20 protein-coding genes are annotated in these 20996 nt (G+C 61.1%); 12 read left to right on the top strand and 8 right to left on the bottom strand.

Features of this window, described 5'->3' with window-relative positions:
- Both So717_RS19860 and So717_RS19855 read left to right on the top strand, forming a co-directional pair.
- On the top strand, positions 1-1845 hold the full coding sequence (locus tag So717_RS19860) for a peptidoglycan -binding protein (protein WP_159980586.1): 1845 nt from the start codon (positions 1-3) through the stop codon (positions 1843-1845).
- Positions 1846-1903: 58 nt separating this feature from the next.
- Positions 1904-2566: an HD domain-containing protein gene (locus So717_RS19855; protein WP_159980584.1), complete on the top strand. Its 663-nt coding sequence runs from the start codon at positions 1904-1906 to the stop codon at positions 2564-2566.
- A gap of 347 nt (positions 2567-2913) precedes the next feature.
- Here the strand turns inward: So717_RS19855 and clpA are convergent, their stop codons facing one another.
- Both clpA and gloB read right to left on the bottom strand, forming a co-directional pair.
- Positions 2914-5235, bottom strand: coding sequence for an ATP-dependent Clp protease ATP-binding subunit ClpA (gene clpA, locus So717_RS19850; protein WP_159980582.1), 2322 nt, complete (start codon positions 5233-5235; stop codon positions 2914-2916).
- A 175-nt stretch (positions 5236-5410) separates the two neighbouring features.
- Positions 5411-6178, bottom strand: a complete 768-nt coding sequence (gene gloB, locus So717_RS19845; RefSeq protein ID WP_159980580.1) for a hydroxyacylglutathione hydrolase — start codon at positions 6176-6178, stop codon at positions 5411-5413.
- A gap of 63 nt (positions 6179-6241) precedes the next feature.
- Here gloB and So717_RS19840 point away from each other — a divergent pair, with 63 nt between their 5' ends.
- The 8 genes from So717_RS19840 to So717_RS19805 all read left to right on the top strand — a co-directional run bounded on the left by So717_RS19840 (position 6242) and on the right by So717_RS19805 (position 14413).
- Positions 6242-6976, top strand: a complete 735-nt coding sequence (locus So717_RS19840; protein WP_159980578.1) for a methyltransferase domain-containing protein — start codon at positions 6242-6244, stop codon at positions 6974-6976.
- Between the two features lie 314 nt (positions 6977-7290).
- A complete protein-coding gene (locus tag So717_RS19835; protein ID WP_159980576.1) occupies positions 7291-7851 on the top strand; it encodes a F0F1 ATP synthase subunit delta in 561 nt (186 codons plus the stop codon).
- Positions 7852-9390 (top strand): F0F1 ATP synthase subunit alpha, encoded by a 1539-nt coding sequence (gene atpA, locus So717_RS19830; RefSeq protein WP_159980573.1) that lies wholly within the window; start codon positions 7852-7854, stop codon positions 9388-9390.
- A 12-nt stretch (positions 9391-9402) separates the two neighbouring features.
- Complete coding sequence (locus tag So717_RS19825) at positions 9403-10278, top strand: F0F1 ATP synthase subunit gamma (RefSeq protein WP_159980571.1); 876 nt, start codon at positions 9403-9405, stop codon at positions 10276-10278.
- A gap of 19 nt (positions 10279-10297) precedes the next feature.
- Entirely contained in the window at positions 10298-11722 is a 1425-nt protein-coding gene (atpD, locus tag So717_RS19820; RefSeq protein WP_159980569.1) for a F0F1 ATP synthase subunit beta, read from the top strand.
- 11 nt (positions 11723-11733) lie between these two features.
- A complete protein-coding gene (locus So717_RS19815) occupies positions 11734-12150 on the top strand; it encodes a F0F1 ATP synthase subunit epsilon (RefSeq protein ID WP_159980567.1) in 417 nt (138 codons plus the stop codon).
- Between the two features lie 154 nt (positions 12151-12304).
- Complete coding sequence (locus So717_RS19810) at positions 12305-13753, top strand: hypothetical protein (protein ID WP_159980565.1); 1449 nt, start codon at positions 12305-12307, stop codon at positions 13751-13753.
- Between the two features lie 84 nt (positions 13754-13837).
- On the top strand, positions 13838-14413 hold the full coding sequence (locus tag So717_RS19805) for a peptidoglycan-binding domain-containing protein (RefSeq protein WP_159980563.1): 576 nt from the start codon (positions 13838-13840) through the stop codon (positions 14411-14413).
- A 135-nt stretch (positions 14414-14548) separates the two neighbouring features.
- Here the strand turns inward: So717_RS19805 and So717_RS19800 are convergent, their stop codons facing one another.
- Complete coding sequence (locus So717_RS19800; RefSeq protein ID WP_159980561.1) at positions 14549-15568, bottom strand: ribose-phosphate pyrophosphokinase; 1020 nt, start codon at positions 15566-15568, stop codon at positions 14549-14551.
- 114 nt (positions 15569-15682) lie between these two features.
- Here So717_RS19800 and So717_RS19795 point away from each other — a divergent pair, with 114 nt between their 5' ends.
- On the top strand, positions 15683-16282 hold the full coding sequence (locus So717_RS19795; RefSeq protein ID WP_159980559.1) for a 2-hydroxychromene-2-carboxylate isomerase: 600 nt from the start codon (positions 15683-15685) through the stop codon (positions 16280-16282).
- Positions 16279-17079 carry an alpha/beta fold hydrolase gene (locus So717_RS19790; RefSeq protein WP_174239073.1) on the top strand — a complete coding sequence of 267 codons (801 nt, stop codon included), beginning with the start codon at positions 16279-16281 and terminating at the stop codon, positions 17077-17079. Before So717_RS19795 ends, So717_RS19790 begins: the two co-directional genes overlap by 4 nt.
- On the opposite strand, the gene So717_RS19785 is transcribed toward So717_RS19790, so the two are convergent.
- The 5 genes from So717_RS19785 to So717_RS19765 all read right to left on the bottom strand — a co-directional run bounded on the left by So717_RS19785 (position 17053) and on the right by So717_RS19765 (position 20968).
- Positions 17053-18096, bottom strand: a complete 1044-nt coding sequence (locus So717_RS19785) for a threonine aldolase family protein (protein ID WP_159980557.1) — start codon at positions 18094-18096, stop codon at positions 17053-17055. The genes So717_RS19790 and So717_RS19785 overlap by 27 nt on opposite strands.
- The gene (locus So717_RS19780; protein WP_159980555.1) at positions 18096-18566 is read right to left on the bottom strand and encodes a YcgN family cysteine cluster protein; all 471 of its coding nucleotides are present in this window, start codon (positions 18564-18566) and stop codon (positions 18096-18098) included. The genes So717_RS19785 and So717_RS19780 overlap by 1 nt, the downstream gene beginning before the upstream one ends.
- Entirely contained in the window at positions 18563-19495 is a 933-nt protein-coding gene (locus tag So717_RS19775) for a bifunctional riboflavin kinase/FAD synthetase (RefSeq protein WP_159980553.1), read from the bottom strand. Before So717_RS19775 ends, So717_RS19780 begins: the two co-directional genes overlap by 4 nt.
- A 66-nt stretch (positions 19496-19561) precedes the next feature.
- Complete coding sequence (locus So717_RS19770) at positions 19562-20005, bottom strand: MaoC family dehydratase (RefSeq protein ID WP_159980551.1); 444 nt, start codon at positions 20003-20005, stop codon at positions 19562-19564.
- Between the two features lie 90 nt (positions 20006-20095).
- Positions 20096-20968, bottom strand: a complete 873-nt coding sequence (locus So717_RS19765; protein WP_159980549.1) for a TIGR01459 family HAD-type hydrolase — start codon at positions 20966-20968, stop codon at positions 20096-20098.
- Between the last annotated feature and the right edge of the window lie 28 nt (positions 20969-20996).

Genomic DNA, 20996 nt, shown 5'->3' with positions numbered 1-20996 from the left:
ATGGCGCTCTCCCGACGCACCGGCACGCGGTTCCAGGCCTCCATCTGGCCGGGCTTTGTCGATGCGATGACCGGCCTTCTGCTGGTTCTGATGTTCGTGCTGACCATCTTCATGGTGGTGCAATTTGTGCTGACCGAGCGGATCACCGGACAGGAAACCGAGCTGGACCAACTGGCCGGTGAGGTCGCGGCGCTGGCGCAGGCTCTTGGGCTGGAACAAGAGACCTCGGCGGAACTGGAAGGCCGCGTCGGCACGCTGCAAACCACCCTCTCGGATGCGCAGGAGCGTATCGCGGCTCTCACCGCCACGCGCGACCAGCAGGCCGCGGCGCTTGAGCAGGCCACCGCACAGATCAGCGATTTTGAGGCACAGGTGGCCGCGCTGATGGCACAGCGGGATCAGGCGCTGGGCAATGTCGCAGAGCTCGAAGAAACGCAGGCGGAGCTTTTGGATGCGCAGGAGGCGCTGAACCTCGCGCTTGCAACTGCGCGCAGCGAGATTGATGCGCAGGCCGAAGCAGCCCGTCTGGCGGCTTCGCGGCGTGAGGCCTTGGATGCTCTGGTGGCCGATCTGCGCGCGCGCAATGCCGACACCGAAAGCGAATTGCAGGCTTTGACCTCCGACCTTGATGAAGCCCGCGAGGCGCTGAGCGCTGAGGAGGCGGCGCGTCTGGCCGAAGCCGCCGCTGCAGAGGCCTTGCGCGCCCGGCTCGAAAATGCGGATGCGGAGCTCACGGCCATGACCCTTGCGCTGGAGGCGCAGCGGCAGGAGGCGGAAGACACTCTGACCCTTCTGGCTGCGGCCCGGGCCGCGCAACAGGATGTTGATGGCGCGTTGGCCGCTGCCCTCCTGCGCATTGACGGGCTGGAGAGCGCGCTGGATGATGCGGGTGGCGAAACAGAGGCCTTGCGCGCGGCGGAGGCGGCCTTGCAGGCCGAGCTTGATGCGGCGGCGCAGCGGTCCGCAGCGGAGCAGGAGGCTTTGCGGGCTGAACTTGCCGAAGCCCTGGCTGCCCGGCTGGCGGCAGAAGCCTTGGCCGAGAACACCAGCAGTGATGCCGAGCGTCGCGCGGCACTTTTGGCGCAGGCGCGGGCGGCATTGGCCGATGAGGAGGCCGCCAGCGCTGAGGCGCAGCGTCAGACCGAGCTTTTGAACCAGCAGGTTGCCGCCTTGCGCGGGCAGTTGGGTGAGCTGCAGTCTTTGCTGGACGACTCGGTGGCGCGCGATGCTGCGGCACAGGTGCGGCTGCAGTCCCTTGGGTCGGATCTGAACACGGCCCTTGCCCGGCTCGCCGCCGAGGAACGCCGCCGCGCCGCCCTCGAAGAGGCAGAGCGCAAACGACTGGAAGAGGAGGCCGCGCGCCTGGCCGCAGAGACCAAGGATCTGGAACAGTATCGGTCGGAGTTCTTTGGCCGCTTGCGGGATGTTCTGGGTCGGCAGGACGGTGTGCGCATTGCCGGCGACCGGTTCATATTTTCCTCAGAGGTGCTCTTTGCACCCGCCAGCGCCGAGCTTTCTGCCGAAGGCCGGGCCGAGGTCGCCAAAGTGGCTGCGATCATTTCCACCGTGGCGGATGAGATCCCACCCGAGATCAACTGGGTTTTGCGGGTGGACGGGCACACCGACAACGTCCCGCTGTCGGGCACCGGGCGCTACGCCGACAACTGGGAACTCAGCCAGGGCCGCGCGCTGTCGGTGGTGAAATACATGGTCGAGGCCCTGGGGCTCGCGCCGGAACGGCTCGCGGCAAACGGCTTTGGTCAATACCAGCCCGTAGCGTCAGGTGACAGCGAAGAAGCACGCGCCCAGAACAGACGTATTGAGCTGAAATTCACCGAGCGCTAGGCGCTGCCTGGCAAGGTCATGATCCGACCACTCACACAACTTCGGGCTTGCATTATCCATGTTGCACCAGCTCTTCCCGCACCCCGATCTTGCCGAAGCATTGTTGCCGCAGGCGTTTGATGTCCGCGATGGCGCCCATGACGAGGCGCATCTTCTGCGGGTGTGGCGCAACGTCGCTGCGATCCGCTCGCAGGAGGGGGGTGACATAGAAGTGTTGCAGGCGGCAACGCTTCTGCACGACTGCGTTTGGGTTGATAAGACGTCGCCGGAGCGGCCCCTTGCCTCGCGCAAGGCGGCGGCGAAGGCCCGGGAGGTTCTTTGCTCTCTTGACTGGGACAAAGAAAGGATCGACCAGGTCGCCCATGCCATCGAAGCGCACAGCTTCTCCGCCGGGATCGCGCCGGTCACACGAGAAGCGCGTATCTTGCAGGATGCTGACAGGCTGGATGCGATGGGTTTCATTGGCGTTGCGCGCTGCTTATATCTTACCGGGCAGCGCCGGGCCTCGCTCTATCACTTGACAGATCCCTCAGCGCAAGAACGCCCATTGGATGAAGACCACTTCGCGCTGGACCATTTTCAGACCAAGCTGCTTCACCTTGGCGATCATATGCAGACGAAGACCGGGCAGATCATGGCACACGAGCGCTCCGCCAGATTGAAGACTTACTACCGGGATTTGCTGGAAGAGATTGCCGGGGGCGAGCTTGGTGGCGCGTGACCTCACTAAACGTTAATAGCTTTGATGCCGGAGTATGTGGGCGCCAGTCCACCCACCAACCCTCTGCTCTGCTGAGGAGTTGTGTGGTCCCATCTTCGGATTTGAACCGCTCCGGCGAAACCTTCTGCGACGTCCACGACCCAATTTCCCTACGAAAGCTATGATGTCCAAGGTGTTGATTTGGATAGAGGATGCGTGAGCCGGGGGCAGACTGCGTCATGCGCACGTGTTTGGCTGTTAAAGAGGATGCGCTCAACTCTGTGTGGTGCTTGGCTTCAGCCAGCATCCGGCAGTGCGGTGCCCACCTGAACCGCCATGCACGCGCGGCGGTTCAGGTATTTATGAAGTCACTCAGCTGTGAGAAGCGGAGGTTTGTCGCCGGAGATACGTGGCTTGTCCGGACCTTCGATCTTGAGATCGATCTTGCCGCCCTTGACGCCGACCTTGACAAGGCCACCCTTGGCCAATTTGCCAAACAGCAGATCTTCGGCCAGTGGCTTCTTGATATGTTCCTGGATCACGCGGCCCAGCGGTCGCGCGCCCATCTTGCTGTCGTAGCCCTTGTCGGCCAGCCATTCGGCAGCAGGTTTGGTCAGCTCGATGGTCACGTTGCGGTCCATCAATTGCGCTTCCAGCTGCAGTACGAACTTCTCGACCACGCGCAGGATGACTTCTTTCGGCAGCGGTGCGAAGCTGATCACGGCGTCCAGACGGTTGCGGAATTCCGGCGTGAAGGTCCGCTCGATCGCGGCGGTGTCTTCCCCTTCGCGGCGGTCGCGGCCAAAGCCAATCGCTTCTTTCGCCTGCTCGGCGGCACCTGCGTTCGAAGTCATGATGAGGACCACATTGCGGAAGTCAACAGTGCGACCGTTGTGATCTGTCAGCTTGCCGTGATCCATGACCTGAAGCAGGATATTGTAGACGTCGGGATGCGCCTTCTCCATCTCATCCAGCAGCAACACGCAATGCGGGTGCTGGTCCACGCCATCGGTCAGCATGCCTCCTTGATCGAAGCCGACATATCCCGGAGGCGCGCCAATCAGTCGGCTGACCGCGTGTTTCTCCATGTATTCGGACATATCGAAGCGGAGCAGCTCCACGCCCAATGTATCCGCCAGTTGCTTGGCCACTTCGGTCTTGCCGACACCGGTTGGTCCGGCAAAGAGGTAGTTGCCGATGGGCTTTTCAGGCTCCCGTAGGCCAGCACGGGCCAGCTTGATCGCGGAGGACAGCGCCTCAATGGCATTGTCTTGCCCGAAGACCACCCGTTTCAGCGAGGCTTCGAGGTCTTTCAGCACTTCGGCATCGTCCTTGGAGACGTTCTTGGGTGGAATGCGGGCGATCTTGGCGACCACATTCTCGATCTCCTTGGTGCCGATGGTCTTGCGCCGTTTCGCAGCAACCACCAGGTGCTGTGCAGCACCTGCCTCGTCGATCACATCAATGGCACTGTCAGGCAGCTTCCGGTCGTTGATATAGCGCGACGCCAATTCAACGGACGTCTTGATCGCATCAGCAGTATATTTCACCGAGTGGTGATCCTCGAAGTACGGCTTCAGGCCACGCAGGATTTTTACCGCATCTTCGACCGACGGCTCATTCACGTCGATCTTCTGGAACCTGCGCGACAATGCTCGGTCTTTTTCAAAGTGCTGACGGAACTCTTTGTAGGTGGTGGAACCCATGGTGCGCAGTTTGCCGCCCGCCAGTGCGGGTTTCAGCAGGTTCGACGCATCCATCGCGCCGCCGGATGTAGCACCTGCGCCAATCACTGTGTGGATTTCGTCAATGAAGAGAACCGCGTCTTCGTGCTGCTCCAGTTCCGCGACCACCGCTTTTAGACGTTCTTCAAAGTCACCGCGGTATCGGGTTCCGGCGAGCAGAGCACCCATGTCGAGCGAGTAGATCGTGGTGTTTTCCAGCACCTCAGGGGTCTCACCTGCGACGATCTTGCGCGCCAAGCCTTCGGCGATGGCGGTCTTACCCACGCCGGGGTCACCCACCAGCAATGGGTTGTTCTTGCGGCGGCGGCAGAGCACCTGAATGCACCGCTCCACTTCAGAATCGCGCCCGATCAGCGGGTCAATATCCCCCTCGCGGGATTTGGCGTTCAGATCGACACAGTATTTTTCGAGCGCGCTTTCCTTCTTTTCGCCATCGGTGACGGGTTGCGCCTCTTCCTCCTGCTCCGGTGCGCCGGACACAGGACGGGACTCGCCGTAGGCCGGGTCTTTCGCCACGCCGTGGGCGATGAAGTTCACCGCGTCATAGCGGGTCATATCCTGCTCCTGCAGGAAGTAGGCCGCATTGCTCTCACGCTCGGCGAAGATGGCGACCAGAACGTTGGCGCCTGTGACCTCCGTGCGGCCCGAGGATTGCACGTGAATGGCAGCGCGCTGGATCACCCGTTGGAAGGCGGCTGTCGGTACAGCTTCTGACCCGTCCACGTCGGTGACGAGGTTGCTCAGGTCTTCGTCTACGAACTCGACAAGAGTGGTGCGCAGATCGTCGATGTCGACGCTGCAAGCCTTCATGACGCGCGTGGCGTCGGGTTCGTCAATCAGCGCCAGCAGCAGATGCTCCAGCGTTGCAAACTCATGACGTCGCGCGTTGGCCAGCGCCAGCGCAGAGTGAATTGCCTGTTCCAAGGTGGTCGAAAATGAAGGCACGGCGTGGTGCTCCTTCTGATCGGGGCCGGTTGGGATCTAGGTGATGCTGATCCTCATACCGACCATGGCCTCATAGTGTTAGAGTTTGGTTGATCACAGGCGCGCTTCAAGTTTTTTCTGCACAAGTGCAGTCACAAAATGCGTGAAGCTGGCATGAAAGGCTGCGATTTCGGCGTTAAAAGGCGTCCTTGCGGGCACGGATTTCGGCGAAAACCTGAACGTCCGCTGCATCTGTCATGCCCAGATGCGCCCGGATGTCAGGGTTTGAGGCGCGTAAAAACGGATTTGTGTCCATTTCAAGCGCCAGGGTTGAAGGAACGGTGGCCTCGCCCGCGGCTCGGGCAGCATTTATGGCCACGCTTCGCGATATAAGTTTGGGATTGTCAGGGTCAATGGTTAACGCGAACTTAGCGTTGGAGGCGGTGTATTCATGGCCCGAGCAGACGGTTGTCTCGGCAGGCAGGGCCATCAGCCGAGTGAGCGACCCCCACATCTGCTCCGCGGTGCCTTCGAAAAGCCGCCCACACCCCAGAGCCATCAGACTGTCGGCTGTAAAGACAGCTGCCGCGTCAGCCACGTAGAATGCGATATGCCCCGTGGTGTGCCCGGGCACGTCGATCACGCGCACCTCGTGCCCGGCGAAGTCGAACAGGTCTTCGCCGGAATATGTGTGATCAAGCGGCGGGAGCTTGTGCGCATCCGCAGCCCCACCGCGTACAACAGCCTTATGTTCGGCCAAAACATCCGCCAACCCCTGGGTGTGATCCGCATGATGATGTGTGATCCACACTTCGGTGATGGTCCAGCCCCGGGCTGAGGCGGTCTCAAGGATGGGCGCGGCCTCGGGGACGTCGACCACTGCCGTGGCGCCGCTTGCGTCATCTTGCAGCAGAAAAGCGTAATTGTCAGACAGACAGGGCACGGTGACAAGTTCAAGAGCCATGGTCATTCTCCGAGAGGTTTGCGACACTATATGACAGAGTGACCCAACACGGGACCGGCTGCAATGCATCTGGATGTGCAAGATCTGCGCAACTTCTATTATCGTTCGCAACTGGGCCGGGCCGCACAGTCCAGTCTGCGCGACCGTGTTCTGGAGTTCTGGCCGGAAGCCAAGGGGCAGACGGTGGTGGGCTACGGGTTCGCAGCCCCCCTCATGCGCCCTTATTTGAAAGACGCGCGTCGGGTCATCGCGCTGATGCCCGGCCCGCAAGGGGTGATGCCCTGGCCTGCGAATATGCCGAATGTCTCCGTCCTCACGGACGAGATCTGCTGGCCGCTGGAAACCGGCCATGTGGACAAACTGGTGATGCTGCACGGGTTGGAGACCTCGGAACGCGCGTCAGACCTGCTGGAGGAATGCTGGCGCGTGCTTGGGCCGGGGGGCAGGGCGCTCTTCATCGTGCCGAACCGTGCGGGTCTCTGGGCGCGGCGCGACCGCACGCCCTTTGGATTCGGACGCCCCTATTCGCCGGGCCAGTTGGAGACCCAGCTGCGCAAGCATCAGTTCCTGCCGGAGCGGCACTTGGGCGCGCTCTACCAGGTGCCGTCTTCCAAACGGATCTGGATGAAATCCGGTCCTGCATTTGAAAAGTTTGGCCGACGCGTGCCAACGATGATGGCGGGCGGGGTGTTTATGGTTGAGGCCACCAAACTGGTCTACCCGCCCAAGCGCAATGTCGAACCTGCCCGCAAACTGCGCCCTGCCGCCGTTCTGGAACCCACGGCGAAACCCGTTTGACGGGAATATCGCCTGACAGACAGCGCCTGAGCCCGCAGGATCGATCATTTATAGGGCGCGGGAATCGAAAATTGGCCTCATTATCCAGGCAAAATAAAAGTTTTCTGAGGGGCAAAACGGTCGCACCTTGGGCAAGTGTCTGAAAACGCGGAAAAAGAGAGATACGGCACTGGCACTATCTCATGTTGCGGGGTCCAAGGCTCTCTGCTACATCACCGCTGATTTTGACGTCTTGAGTAATTTCAAGTCGCGCCAACACCCCCGGTGACGCGATCTTTTCGCATATCCGGGGCAAGAACATCGGAAGGGTGGACGTGTCAGAACCAGCTTCGATTTCCACGAGCATTGCCGCACGCTACGCCACAGCGGTCTATGAGATCGCCAAGGACGGCAACGCTGTTGACTCTCTCGAAACCGACCTTGGAGCCTTGAAAACCGCGCTGAGCGAGAGCGAAGATTTCCGGGCCCTGATCCACTCCCCCATCTATTCCCGCGACGAGCAGGGCGCTGCCATCAGCGCCATCGCCGCCAAGATGGGTCTGTCTGATACAATGGGCAACACGCTGGCCCTGATGGCGCAGAACCGCCGCCTCTTTGTGCTGCCGCAGCTGGTGACCACCCTGCGCGATATCATCGCTGCCGAGAAAGGCGAAGTGACCGCCGAGGTCACCTCCGCCAAGGCGCTCACCAATACTCAGGCCGAGAAGCTGGCCAAGACGCTGACAGCCTCCACCGGCAAAACCGTGACACTCGATGCAACCGTCGATGAAAGCCTCATCGGCGGTCTGATCGTCAAAGTTGGTTCGCGCATGGTCGATACGTCGATCCGCGCGAAGCTGAATTCCCTCCAGAATGCAATGAAAGAGGTCGGATAAATGGGTATCCAAGCAGCAGAGATTTCTGCGATCCTGAAAGACCAGATCAAGAACTTTGGTCAGGAAGCCGAAGTCGCCGAAGTGGGCCGGGTGCTCTCCGTGGGTGACGGTATCGCGCGCGTCTATGGTTTGGACAACGTGCAGGCCGGTGAGATGGTCGAATTCCCCGGCGGCATTCAGGGCATGGCGCTGAACCTCGAATCCGACAACGTGGGCGTCGTGATCTTCGGCTCCGACCGCGATATCAAAGAAGGCGACACCGTCAAGCGCACGAACTCCATCGTGTCTGTGCCCGCCGGTGACGAGCTGCTGGGCCGCGTTGTGGACGGCCTCGGCAATCCGATCGACGGCAAAGGCCCGATCAACGCGTCGAAGTCCCTTGTGGCTGACGTGAAAGCGCCAGGCATCATCCCGCGTAAGTCCGTGCACGAGCCTATGGCGACCGGCCTCAAGGCTGTGGACTCCATGATCCCGATTGGCCGTGGCCAGCGCGAGCTGATAATTGGTGACCGTCAGACCGGTAAAACCGCCGTGGCGCTTGACGCAATCCTGAACCAGAAGTCCTACAACGAAGCCGCGGGCGATGATGAGAGCAAGAAGCTCTACTGCGTCTATGTGGCCGTGGGTCAGAAGCGCTCCACCGTGGCGCAGCTGGTGAAAAAGCTCGAAGAAACCGGCGCGATTGACTACTCCATCGTGGTTGCAGCCACCGCGTCTGAGCCTGCACCGATGCAGTTCCTGGCTCCTTACGCTGCAACGGCTATGGCCGAGCACTTCCGTGACAACGGCCGCCACGCGCTGATCATCTACGATGACCTGTCCAAACAAGCTGTGTCCTATCGTCAGATGTCGTTGCTGCTGCGCCGTCCGCCCGGACGTGAAGCCTACCCGGGTGACGTGTTCTACCTCCACTCCCGCCTCCTGGAGCGTTCCGCGAAGCTGGGTGATGATGCGGGCAACGGCTCGCTGACGGCCCTGCCGATCATCGAAACCCAAGGCGGCGACGTTTCGGCCTTTATTCCGACCAACGTGATTTCGATCACTGATGGTCAGATCTTCCTCGAAACCGAGCTTTTCTATCAGGGTATCCGCCCCGCCGTGAACACCGGTCTGTCGGTGTCCCGCGTGGGCTCTTCGGCTCAAACCAAGGCGATGTCGTCTGTTGCGGGCCCGGTGAAACTGTCCCTCGCGCAGTACCGCGAAATGGCGGCCTTTGCGCAGTTCGGCTCCGACCTCGATGCCTCCACCCAGCAGCTGCTGGCACGCGGTGCACGTCTGACCGAGCTGATGAAACAGCCGCAGTATTCGCCGCTGACCAACGCCGAAATCGTCTGCGTCATCTTCGCCGGCACCAATGGCTACCTCGACAAGGTCGACGTAAGCGAAGTGGGTCGCTTCGAGGCCGGTATGCTGGCGCACCTGCGCTCCAAGCATCAGGCGCTGCTCGATGACATCACCAACAACGACCGCAAGGTGAAAGACGATCTGGCCGACGCGATCAAGGCTGCACTCGACGAATTCGCCGCTGATTTCGCTTAAGAGGTCCGCCCGATGCCCAGTCTTAAGGATCTCAAAAACAGGATCGAGTCGGTCAAATCGACCCGCAAGATCACCAAGGCGATGCAGATGGTCGCCGCTGCGAAACTGCGCCGTGCGCAGGAAGCGGCGGAACAGTCGCGCCCCTACACCGAACGTTTCAACGCGGTGATGGCGGGGCTGGCGGCGTCGGTTGGCGGCTCGGATTCTGCGCCCAAACTGCTGTCGGGCACAGGCTCCGACAAGGTGCAGCTGCTGGTCGTGATGACCTCTGAGCGCGGCCTTTGCGGCGGCTTCAACTCCAACATCGCGAAGCTCGCCAAGACGCATGCTACCAAGCTGCAAGCCGAAGGCAAGCAGGTGAAAATCATCACCGTTGGCAAGAAAGGCCGCGATCAGCTCAAGCGCGACTTTGGCGACATGTTCATCGACCACGTGGACCTCACCGAGGTCAAACGCGTGGGCTATGCGGATGCGCAGGGCATTGCGAAGGACGTGCTCGCGCGCTTCGATGCGGGTGAGTTCGACGTCGCCACGCTCTTCTATTCAAAGTTCGTGAATGTGGTCAGCCAGATCCCCACCGCGCAACAGATCATCCCCGCCTCTTTCGAGGAGAGCGAGGGCGATGAAGGCTCGACCCTCTTCGACTACGAACCGTCGGAAGAGGCGATCCTCGCCGATCTGCTGCCGCGCGGTGTGGCCACCCAGATCTTCTCAGGTCTGCTCGAAAACGGTGCCTCCGAGCAAGGTGCGCGCATGTCCGCGATGGACAACGCGACCCGCAACGCAGGCGAGATGATCGACAAGCTGACCATCGAGTTCAACCGCTCGCGTCAGGCTGTGATCACCAACGAGCTGATCGAGATTATTTCCGGCGCGGAAGCGCTTTAAAGACAACCGGAGAAACGACATGGCAAATGCAGTCGGCAAAGTAACGCAAGTCATCGGCGCGGTCGTTGACGTTCAGTTTGAGGATCACCTGCCGGAGATCCTCAACGCGCTGGAAACGGACAACAACGGCAACCGCCTCGTGCTCGAAGTGGCCCAGCACCTCGGTGAGAACACCGTGCGTGCCATCGCGATGGACGCCACCGAAGGTCTCGTGCGCGGTCAAGAGGTCAAAGACACGGACGGCCCGATCTCGATCCCCGTGGGCAACGCCACATTGGGCCGGATCATGAACGTCGTGGGCGAGCCCGTGGACGAACAAGGCCCGGTGAGCGCGGCAGAGACCCGCTCGATCCACCAGGACGCACCCGAGTTCGCGGCGCAGTCGACCACATCGGAAGTGCTGGAAACCGGCATCAAGGTGATCGACCTTCTGGCCCCTTACGCGAAGGGCGGCAAGATCGGCCTCTTCGGCGGTGCGGGCGTCGGCAAGACCGTTCTCATCATGGAGCTGATCAACAACATCGCCAAGGTGCACTCGGGCTACTCCGTGTTCGCCGGTGTGGGTGAGCGGACCCGTGAAGGGAACGACCTCTATCACGAGATGATCGAATCCAACGTGATCGACCCTGAGAATCTGGAGAACTCACAGGTGGCCCTGGTTTACGGTCAGATGAACGAGCCTCCCGGAGCGCGGATGCGTGTGGCCCTGACCGGCCTCACACTGGCCGAACAGTTCCGCGACCAGTCTGGTACTGACGTTCTGTTCTTTGTGGACAACATCTTCCGCTTTACGCAGGCCGGTTCCGAAGTGTCCGCCCTTCTGGGCCGTATTCCGTCCGCTGTGGGCTACCAGCCGACACTGGCGACCGACATGGGCGCGATGCAGGAACGCATCACCTCGACCAAAGCGGGCTCGATCACTTCGGTGCAAGCGGTTTACGTGCCTGCGGATGACCTCACCGACCCTGCGCCCGCGACCTCCTTTGCGCACCTTGATGCGACAACGGTTCTCAGCCGTGCGATCTCCGAGTTGGGCATCTACCCTGCCGTAGACCCGCTCGATTCCACATCGCGCCTGATGGATCCGGCTGTTGTGGGAGAAGAGCACTACCAGGTGGCACGCTCTGTCCAGGGTATCCTCCAGCGCTACAAATCGCTGCAGGACATCATCGCGATCCTCGGGATGGACGAGCTTTCCGAAGAGGACAAGCTCACCGTGGCTCGTGCCCGGAAAATCCAGCGCTTCCTGTCGCAGCCCTTCGACGTGGCGAAAGTCTTCACCGGCTCGGACGGTGTGCAGGTGCCGCTGACCGAGACCATCGAGAGCTTCAAGGCGGTTGTGGCCGGTGAATACGACCACCTGCCCGAAGGCGCCTTCTACATGGTGGGCGGCATCGAGGAAGTGAAAGCCAAAGCCGAGAAAATGGCGGCCGACGCCGCCTAAGGAGGCCCCTGATGGTAGACACAACCCAATTTGATCTGGTCTCGCCCGAGCGGCGGCTGGCATCCGTCGCCGTTACTGCGGTGCAGATCCCGGGCGCTGATGGCGATATGACGGCGATGGCGGGCCATGCCCCCACCATCACCACCCTGCGTCCCGGCGTGCTGAGCGCCGAAGGCCCCGATGGGACCACCGACTATGTGGTCACCGGCGGCTTCGCCGAGATCACCGCGGTAGGCGTCACGGTGCTGGCCGAACGCGCTATGCCGAAATCCGAGGTCACCGCCGACGATATGGCGGCGCTGATCAAAGAGGCGGAAGGCGCTTTGGCCCAGGCCAAAGAGACATTTGTCAACGAGCCCGGCCCCGTCGATGACGCTGCCAAGCTCTTGGCTGATATGGTTGCCGTTGGTGACCAGATTCGCGTCTGACGCGAAAACGCGCCTTACGAGTTGAAAAAAAGCCCCAATATCGGGGCTTTTTTGGTCTGTGAAGCCCCCTGTTCTTGACCGGCAAGGTTGGGGGATTTACCGTTCATCAGCAGATTTTGAACGCGTAGATAACAAGTGTGGAACGGGGATATTGATGAAAACGATATTTTTTGGTTCTGTTGCCAGCCTGGCGCTGCTCTGCAGTGCACCGGTGATGGCGGTAACGCTCACGACCGGGCCGAACGAAGGAAACGTTAGCGTCGAGGTGGATGAGTTTGGGCGTTTCCGGGACGCGTCCTTCGACCCGGTGGGCGAGATTGGGCGTGCGGACACAACCTTTGACAGCTATGTGGCGATCACACAAGGCAACGGTCTCTTCACGCTTGGTGGAGAAGATGTCTTGTTCTTCGACGGAGGAGGCTCTGACGACTCCCTCACAGCTCAGAATCAGGGCTTTGGCGTTGGTGAGTTTCTGGATGGCAGCACGGATAGGTCCGTTCAATCCACATTCTCGATCAATGCTCTGGACTTCAACCTGACCCAGACGGTGACAGACGCTGTTAACAGCGACGGAATTTTTTCAGGGGCGGTTCTCACGCAGACCTTCACCATCCAGAACACCGCCGATGTGCCCAATACGTTCAGCCTGCTGCGTTATTTCGATGGTGATCTCGACTTTGACGGAACGCTGGAGGATGGCGGTGGTGTTCTGACCGAAAACGGTCAGACTGTGCTGTTCCAGACCGATGCAACAGGCAACGAGACCGATGCGCAGACCTTCGTCGGCGTCACCGCCGAAGGCGGCACACCGTCTGAGGGGCGGTTTGACGTCGATTTTTGCTGCGACTTTCAAACGCCGATTTTGGGCAACGGCGTCGCCAATGACTTCAATGATGATGGATTTGTCGATTTCCCGGACGACATAACCCTGAAACTGTCGAACGACTTCACGGTCCCCGCAGGCAGCAGCGTGACCTATACGACGCAGACCCTCTTTGGAAATTCGCAGCCGCCAGCGCCCGGATCGTCCGAAGCTCTGGCGCTTCTGCCGACGCAGACCAATACGTTCGTCAATGATGACGGCATAACGCAAGTCAGCTTTCAGTTCGATATACCCATCGTCGATTTCGAAAATCTGCCTGAAGACTTTGTCTCAGATCGCATCTTTATCGACCCGATTGTGGCAGGTGCTTATACCTATGACATCACGGGGGCATCCTTCGCCAGCGTCACGGCACCAACACTGGCGGCGGTTCCAGACTCGGATGGAACCTATACGCTGACGTTCGGGGCAAATACGGTCACCCTGTTGGCCGGAGAAACCTTCGACTTCCTCGCAAACGGTGGGCCAGTCGGCACTTTCACGATTGGGGATATCGACCTGGGCCTGCTTCTGGATCCCAATGATCCAAATGCCTTTGTCACCGGAATCACCTTTACCGATGTGACATCCGACATCATAACAATCAATCAAACACCGATCCTTGTGGATTTCGACCCGGACCAGACGACCCCGGTCCCGCTACCGGCCTCCGCGCTGTTGTTGGGTCTCGGTCTTGTGGGTTTGGCAGGCGTGGCGCGGATGAGGTGCCGCCCGGCCTGACGCACCCAGCCATCTGACTGCAAATCCGGCCAGCTCGCCAGGCGTTGGCTTGATTGCTTGACCGCCAGGGGATGATGACGCCAGATGCAACGAAGTTTCATCCTTCTCTGTGGTCTGCTGCTGGCGTTGCCCCTGCGCGCCGCTGACCCGGATGGCAAATTCGCAGTTGATGGTGTGGGTGCCCGAAGCTGCGCGGAATTCACTTCTGTTCTCGACAAGCCGGAGGGACGCACAGCCTTCGCAAACTGGTCCCAGGGGTTCCTGACCGCTTACAATGTCTTCACCGATGATACGTTCGACATTACGCCCTGGCAGCCGCAGGAACTGGTTTTGGCCAAAATGGCTGTCTTCTGCCGGGCCAATCCCGATGTGGTCTACATCAACGGGCTCTCCGCCCTGATCCGCAGTCTGATCCCCGATCGCGTCATACGTGACAGCCCTCTGATTGCGGTGCGTCACAGTGGGAAATCGGTCTTCCTCTATCGTTCCATGTTGGCGCGGCTGCGTGGCGATCTGAACGCTGCGGGCTATGACGCCGGGGCGCCAGACGCGCCGTTTGCCGACGGCTTGATCCGGGCGCTGCGCGCCTATCAGGAAGATCAGGGTCTTGTGGTCAGCGGCCTGCCGGATGGGCAGACGCTGAATGCGCTCTATCCCTGAGCAACCAGTGCATGGCTGCTGGCGCATCGGTCAGAGCTTTGCTTGCCCAAACGATGGCGTTGGTCAGCCTGGCGAGACTCGCCAGGCAGCGCCCCGTCCCCCTTCGATGGGGGGAAGGGCGCTTGGCCCGCCGTTCTACTCCGCGGCGTATGTTCCGTCGTAGATCGGGCTGAGCGTGTCAGCTTCAAACAGAGAGGATACGGACGTTCCGCTCCAGATGTTCAGGATCGCCTGAGCAAAGACTGGTGCTGTGGGTACGATGCGAATGTTCTTGGCTTTCTTGACGGCGTCGGTCGGCGCGATGCTGTCTGTCACCACCAGCGATTTCATCACCGAATTGGTGACCCGCTCCACCGCCGGGCCCGAAAGCACCCCGTGCGTGATGTAGGAGTGCACTTCTTTTGCGCCGTTCTCGATCAACACCTCCGCCGCCTTGCAGAGCGTGCCTGCGGTGTCGCAGATGTCATCCACGATCAGGCAGGTCTTGTCCTTCACATTCCCGATCACCGTCATCTCGGCAATCTCGCCGGGCTTTTCGCGGCGTTTGTCCACGATGGCGAGGGGCGAGTTGATCCGCTTTGCGAGCTCCCGCGCGCGGGCCACACCACCTACATCGGGTGAGACGATGGCCAATTCATCCATGCGTTTCTTGAAGGTGGTCTGGATATCCAGAGCAAAAATCGGTGAAGCATAAAGGTTGTCCACCGGAATATCGAAAAATCCCTGGATCTGGGCGGCGTGCAGGTCCATCGTCAGCACCCGCTCAATACCCGTGCCCACAAGCATATTGGCGACCAGTTTCGCGGTGATCGGCGTGCGCGCCTTGGTGCGCCGGTCCTGCCGCGCATAGCCAAAATAAGGCAGCACCGCCGTGACCCGTGCCGCAGACGACCGCCGCAGCGCGTCGGCCATGATTAGCAGCTCCATCAGGTTGTCATTGGCCGGGTTCGACGTCGACTGCAGGATGAACATATCCTCGCCTCGCACGTTCTCGAAGACCTCCACAAAGATCTCACCATCGTTGAAGCGCTCAACCCGGGCATCCACCAGCCCGACCTGCTTGCCGCGGTGCATCGACATGCGCCGCGCGATGGCATTGGCCAGGGGCATGTTCGCATTGCCCGCGATCAGTTTGGGTTCTTGCAGTTGAGGCATGGGGGCGTTCCTGGGGAGCAGCAGACAGGGAATGTGACAGATTCGTGATTGTAACTCCACCTAACACGGGCGTACCAATCGGCAAAGAACCTCACAGCTGTCAGGAGCCGCAAAATGGCGCATATTGATCTCTTTTTCTCGACCCTGTCCCCCTATGCCTACCTGGCCGGGAATCGTGCCGAAGAGGTCGCGGCAAAGCATGGCGCCACGCTGACCTATAAGCCCTTCGACATCATGGCCCTGTTCTCGCGCACCGGCGGCACTCCGCCCAAGGATCGTCACATCTCCCGCGTTGAGTACCGCGCGCAAGAGCTGGTGCGACAGGCCAAGAAGTTGCAGATGCCTTTCAACCTCAAGCCCGCCCATTGGCCGACCAATGGCGCGCCATCCTCTTATGCCTTCATCGCCGCGCAGAACGCCGATGCGGGCGATCTTGGCAAGCTGATGCACGCGATCTGCCGGTCGGTCTGGGCGGAAGACAAGGACATCGCCGAAGATGCGGTTGTCCGGGGCTGTCTTGAAGAGGCAGGGTTCGATCCGTCGCTGGCCGACAGCGGCCTGCTGCTGGGGGCCGAGACCTATGCCGCCAACCTCGAAGAAGCGGTGGAACGCGGCGTCTTCGGCGCGCCCTTCTACATCACCGACGATGGTCAGCGGTTCTGGGGTCAGGACCGCATTGAAGACCTGGATCTGCACTTGTCGGGAGCTTTGTGAGCGCTTCGCCCCACACTCACATTCAGACCTTTGGGGCTGGGCCGTCCCTGGCCCTAGCCCTTCATTGCACTTTGGCCCACTCGGGTGCATGGCGCAGCTTGGGTGCAGCGCTCTCAAATTGTTTGACCTTGCATGCGATCGACCTGCCCGGGCATGGCCAAAGCGCGGATTGGGACGCAAGGCGTGACTTTCATGACCAATGCACCCAGGCTGCTACAGCGCAGCTCACCGCTCCGATGCATGTCATCGGGCACTCATTTGGGGCGACGATAGCGCTGCGCCTCGCCGTCACACAGCCGCACCGCGTGCGCAGCCTGACATTGATTGAACCGGTGTTCTTTGCCGCAGCCATGGCGGATGCACCGGCGCGCATGCACGCTCATGAGCGTGAGGCCCAACCCTATTTTGACGCCCTTGCGGAGGGAGATCACCGCCGCGCCGCGCGCCTGTTCAACCAGTTCTGGGGGGACGGAACGCGGTGGGATGATATGAGTGCGCGCAACCAGACTTATCTGTCCGACCGGGTGCACCTCGTGGCAGCGCAGACCTCGGCCATTGTCGAGGATCACGCGGGCCTGATGGCGCCCGGTGCGTTGGGCCGTGCCAGTATGCCAAGCCTGCTGATTCAGGGGGATCAAACGGCTGATATCATCGATGCAACCCATGAGAGCCTCGCGCGGCGTCTGCCAAATGCGCGCCGCGCCTGGATCGCGGGGGCCGGGCATATGTCGCCGCTCACACACCCCGACGAGGTGGCGCGCGCGATCAGATCACTTGTCAAAATGGCTGAGGAATAGGTCGATCTGCTGCGTGCTGATCGACCAGTCACAGACCAGCCGCGCGGTCAGCATCTCATCCGGGTCTGCACCTTCCAGCGTGCCCTCCCAAATGTAGTAGCGCGCGCCTGCGTCGTGCAGCCGTTGGTGAATACCCCGTGGGAAGCGTGTAAAAATCATATTGGCCTGAGGTGGGTGCAGGAATTCGGCGCCTTTTTTGCCGAGCCCCTGCGCCAACCGGGCGCAATTTGCGTTTGCCGTTCGCGCCGCGTCGAGCCAGGCCCCGTTTTCCAGATAGCCCGCCATCTGCGCCGAGAGATAGCGATGTTTGGAGAAAAGATGCGCCCCGCGCTTGCGGCGCAGCTCGAACTCCCAGGCCTTCGCCGGATCGAAGAAGATCACCGCCTCAACGCCCAGACAACCGTTCTTGGTTCCGCCAAAGCTGACCACATCGACGCCCGCTTTCCACGTCATCTCGGCAGGCGTGCAGTCTAACGCGACAAGGGCATTGGCAAAGCGCGCGCCGTCCAGATGCACCGGCAGGCCGAACTCCCGAGCGACCCCGGTCAGCCCATGCAACTCCTCCAGCGTGTAGATCCGCCCGCGCTCCGTGACCTGTGTGATCGAAACGGGGCCGCGCTGTGGCCCATGCACCCGGCGCGTCTCTTCCACCGCGATGCGCGCGCGCAACGTCTCGGGTGTCATCTTGTCGCCGCCCGGCACAAGGCTCAGCTTCGCGCCACCGCTGTAGAACTCGGGCGCGTTGCACTCGTCCTCCTGAACATGCGCAACCTCCGAGCAGAAGACCGTCTGCCACGGCTGCGCATAACATGCGAGCGCCAGCGCATTGGCCGCGGTGCCCGTGGCCACCAGATAGACCGCCGCCTCGGGCGCCTCAAAAACCGCGCGCAGGGCCGTGCGGACCTCCTCCATGATCTCATCGGCGCCATAGGGCATGGCATAGCCCGCGTTGGCCTCAGTCACGCGCTGCATGACGCCGGGCAGGGCAGGACCTGCGTTGTCGGAGGCAAAGAACATCAGACCGGCTCCTCTATGATATGTTCTTCCCACTCGTCTTCGGGGATGTCGAACTCACTGAGCGTCCAGCCCTGCACCGAGACGCCCGCCTCATGCACCGATTGCGCGTTGCCGCTGATCAGCGGGTGCCAGTCGTAGAGCGGCTTGCCCTCCCAGAGCAGGCGGTAGGCGCAGGTCTCCGGCATCCAATAGGCGTGGGTGTCGAGGTTGTCGGGCTTTAGCACAATGCAATCGGGCACGAATTGATGCCGGTTGTCGTAGTGCGCGCAGCGGCAGGTGGAATCGTCCAGCAACCGGCAGGCGATGCGGGTTAGCGCCACGCGTCCGCTCTCCTCATCTTCGAGCTTGTTCAGACAGCACTTGCCGCAGCCGTCACACAGCGCTTCCCACTCGCGCTGGGTCATCTTGGTGAGCGGCTTGCGCTCCCAGAAGCGCGCGTCCAGCCCGTCCCGGTCAATCGGATCGCTCACAGCGCCTCCAGGATCTGCCGGGCCTGCGCGCTGTCGGCATCCATCTGTGTGATTAGCGCCTCCAACCCATCGAAGTTTTCTTCCGGGCGCAGATGTTCGACCAGGCCTACGGACAGCGGGGTGCCGTAAAGATCGCCTTTGAAATCGAAGAGGAAGGTTTCAAGATTGGGCCGGTTCTCACCAAACATCGGGCGCACGCCCAGCGAGGCGACGCCGTGATAGCTGCCCTGATGCGGCCCGTCGAGCACATCCACAAGCACCGCGTAGACACCAAAGGCAGGGGGATGCAGCCCTTCGATGTACATATTCGCGGTAGGATAGCCCAGCTCACGCCCGCGCTGCTCCCCGCTGATCACCGGGCCTTCGATCCGGTGCCAATGCCCCAGCATGTCCGCCGCCAGACGGGGGTTCCCATCGCTCAGCGCCTGCCGGATCGCGGTGGAGGAGACGGTCTTGTCCGTATGCGCCATCAGCGGGGCGATGGTCACGCCAAAGCCCATCTGCTGCCCGAACTCTTGCAGGTGCTCCGCCGTACCCACGCGCCCCTTGCCAAAGCAGAAATCAGCCCCCACGACCACATGGCTCAGGCCAAACCCGGTCGCGATGACCTTTTGCGCAAAATCCTCAGGGGTCAGGGCGGCGAGGGCCGCGTTGAAGTTCAGCTCATACAGGCGCTCAACACCGAGTTTCTCAAGCCGATGCGCGCGCGCTTCGCGGCTCATCAGGCGAAAGGCCGGGGCTTCAGGTGCGAAAAAACTGCGCGGATGCGGCTCGAAGGTGACGATGCCAAGCGGCGCGTCAGGCTGTGTTTGTCGCGCCAGTTCGATCACGGAGCGATGCCCTAAATGCACGCCATCGAAATTGCCGATGGCGGCGCTGGCACCGCGATGTTCGGGGGCGACAAACTGGTAGTCACGGATGGTAATCATGCCGCCTTGCGTAGCGCCCGAGGCGCGAACACGCAAGCAGCCGCGCAGCAGTTGAGTGGCCCGTGATCAGTCGAACTTGCGGGAGGGCGCCAGCACCATAGCCTCCCCGATCAGGACTTTCTTGCCGTCCACTTCGCAGTGGCAGTCGAGCTTGACCCGTCGCTTGGCCACTTCGATGTCGACCACCTTGACCTCGGCGCGCACCAGATCGCCGGGGCGGACCGGTGCCAGGAATTTGAGCGACTGGCCCATATAGACGGTGCCATGGCCGGGCAGCTGTTCGCCAATCACCGCCGAGATCAGCCCGGCGGTCAACATCCCGTGTGCGATGCGCCCCTGAAAGATCGTGTCCTGGGCATAGTCATCATCCAGATGCACGGGGTTCCGGTCCGTCGAGATTTGCGCGAACATCTCGATGTCCTCATCAGTCACCACCTTTTGCAGGTAGCGCGACATCCCCATCTCGATGTCTTCGATGCAGATTGTTCCGCGCGGCAGATTGTCCAACATGATGACCCTTCCAGTAACTTTCTAACCGTTACGCCGTAATCTTTGAAACTTAATTACTTCGCAGGCGCAGAAAATCAAGAGAAAAATAGGTCAGCGCAGGTACCCTATTGTGTAGGTAGGACTGGACATTTCCTTTTCCAGATAAGCGGTTAGCGCATCCGGGTCGGGTTGGGTGTCGGTTTTTGTTTCCGCCGCCGCCAGGCCCCCGGAAATGAAAAGCGAATCGATATCTTCGCCCATGGCGCCTGCAATGTCCGTCAGAACCCCGTCGCCGATGGCCAGAATGCGGGTGTCGGGCACGTCCGTACCCAATGCGGCGAGCCTGCGTCGTGCCAGATCATAGATCGGCGGATGCGGCTTGCCGAAGTAGAGGCTCTCGCCACCCATCTCAGTATAGAGCTGCGCCAGCGCGCCTGCGCACCACTCGCGCTGCTCGCCCCGGTCGACGATGATATCGGGGTTGGCGCAGAGCAGTTTCAGCCCGCGCTGCTTGGCCAATAGGAACTCGGGTCGCATCACCGACGGGTCGGCCAGCGGGTCGCGCGGGCCGGTGCAGACGATGCCCTCGGCCTCCTCTAGCGGCACGGCGCGCACGTTCACCGGGTTCTCCACCACGCCGATGGGTTCGAAAAACCGCTCGTCGCCCGGATAGCCGATGTGCCAGAGTTTTTCGCCTACGACCCCGCGAAACATGGCCGAACGCGCACTGTCCCCCGAGGTCGCAATTGTGTCCCAGCTGTTTTCGGGCACGTTGAAGGCCTGAAGCTGCTTTTCCACCCCGGCGCGCGGGCGGGGTGAGTTGGTGACCAGCACTACCTTGCCGCCGCTCTGGCGGTAAGCTTTCAGCGCGGCAACGGCCTCGGGCAGGGCGGTCACCCCATTGTGCACGCAGCCCCAGAGATCGACAAAAAGCGCGTCGTACTGCGCTGAGATTTCGGATAGCGCGTTCACGATTTTGGTCATCGAAGCAGCCTTTCCCGGATAGCGGTTT

The sequence above is a fragment of the Roseobacter cerasinus genome (genome assembly GCF_009811755.1).
Classification (GTDB): Bacteria; Pseudomonadota; Alphaproteobacteria; order Rhodobacterales; family Rhodobacteraceae; genus Roseobacter; species Roseobacter cerasinus.
This window is presented reverse-complemented; position numbering and strand designations above follow the sequence as displayed.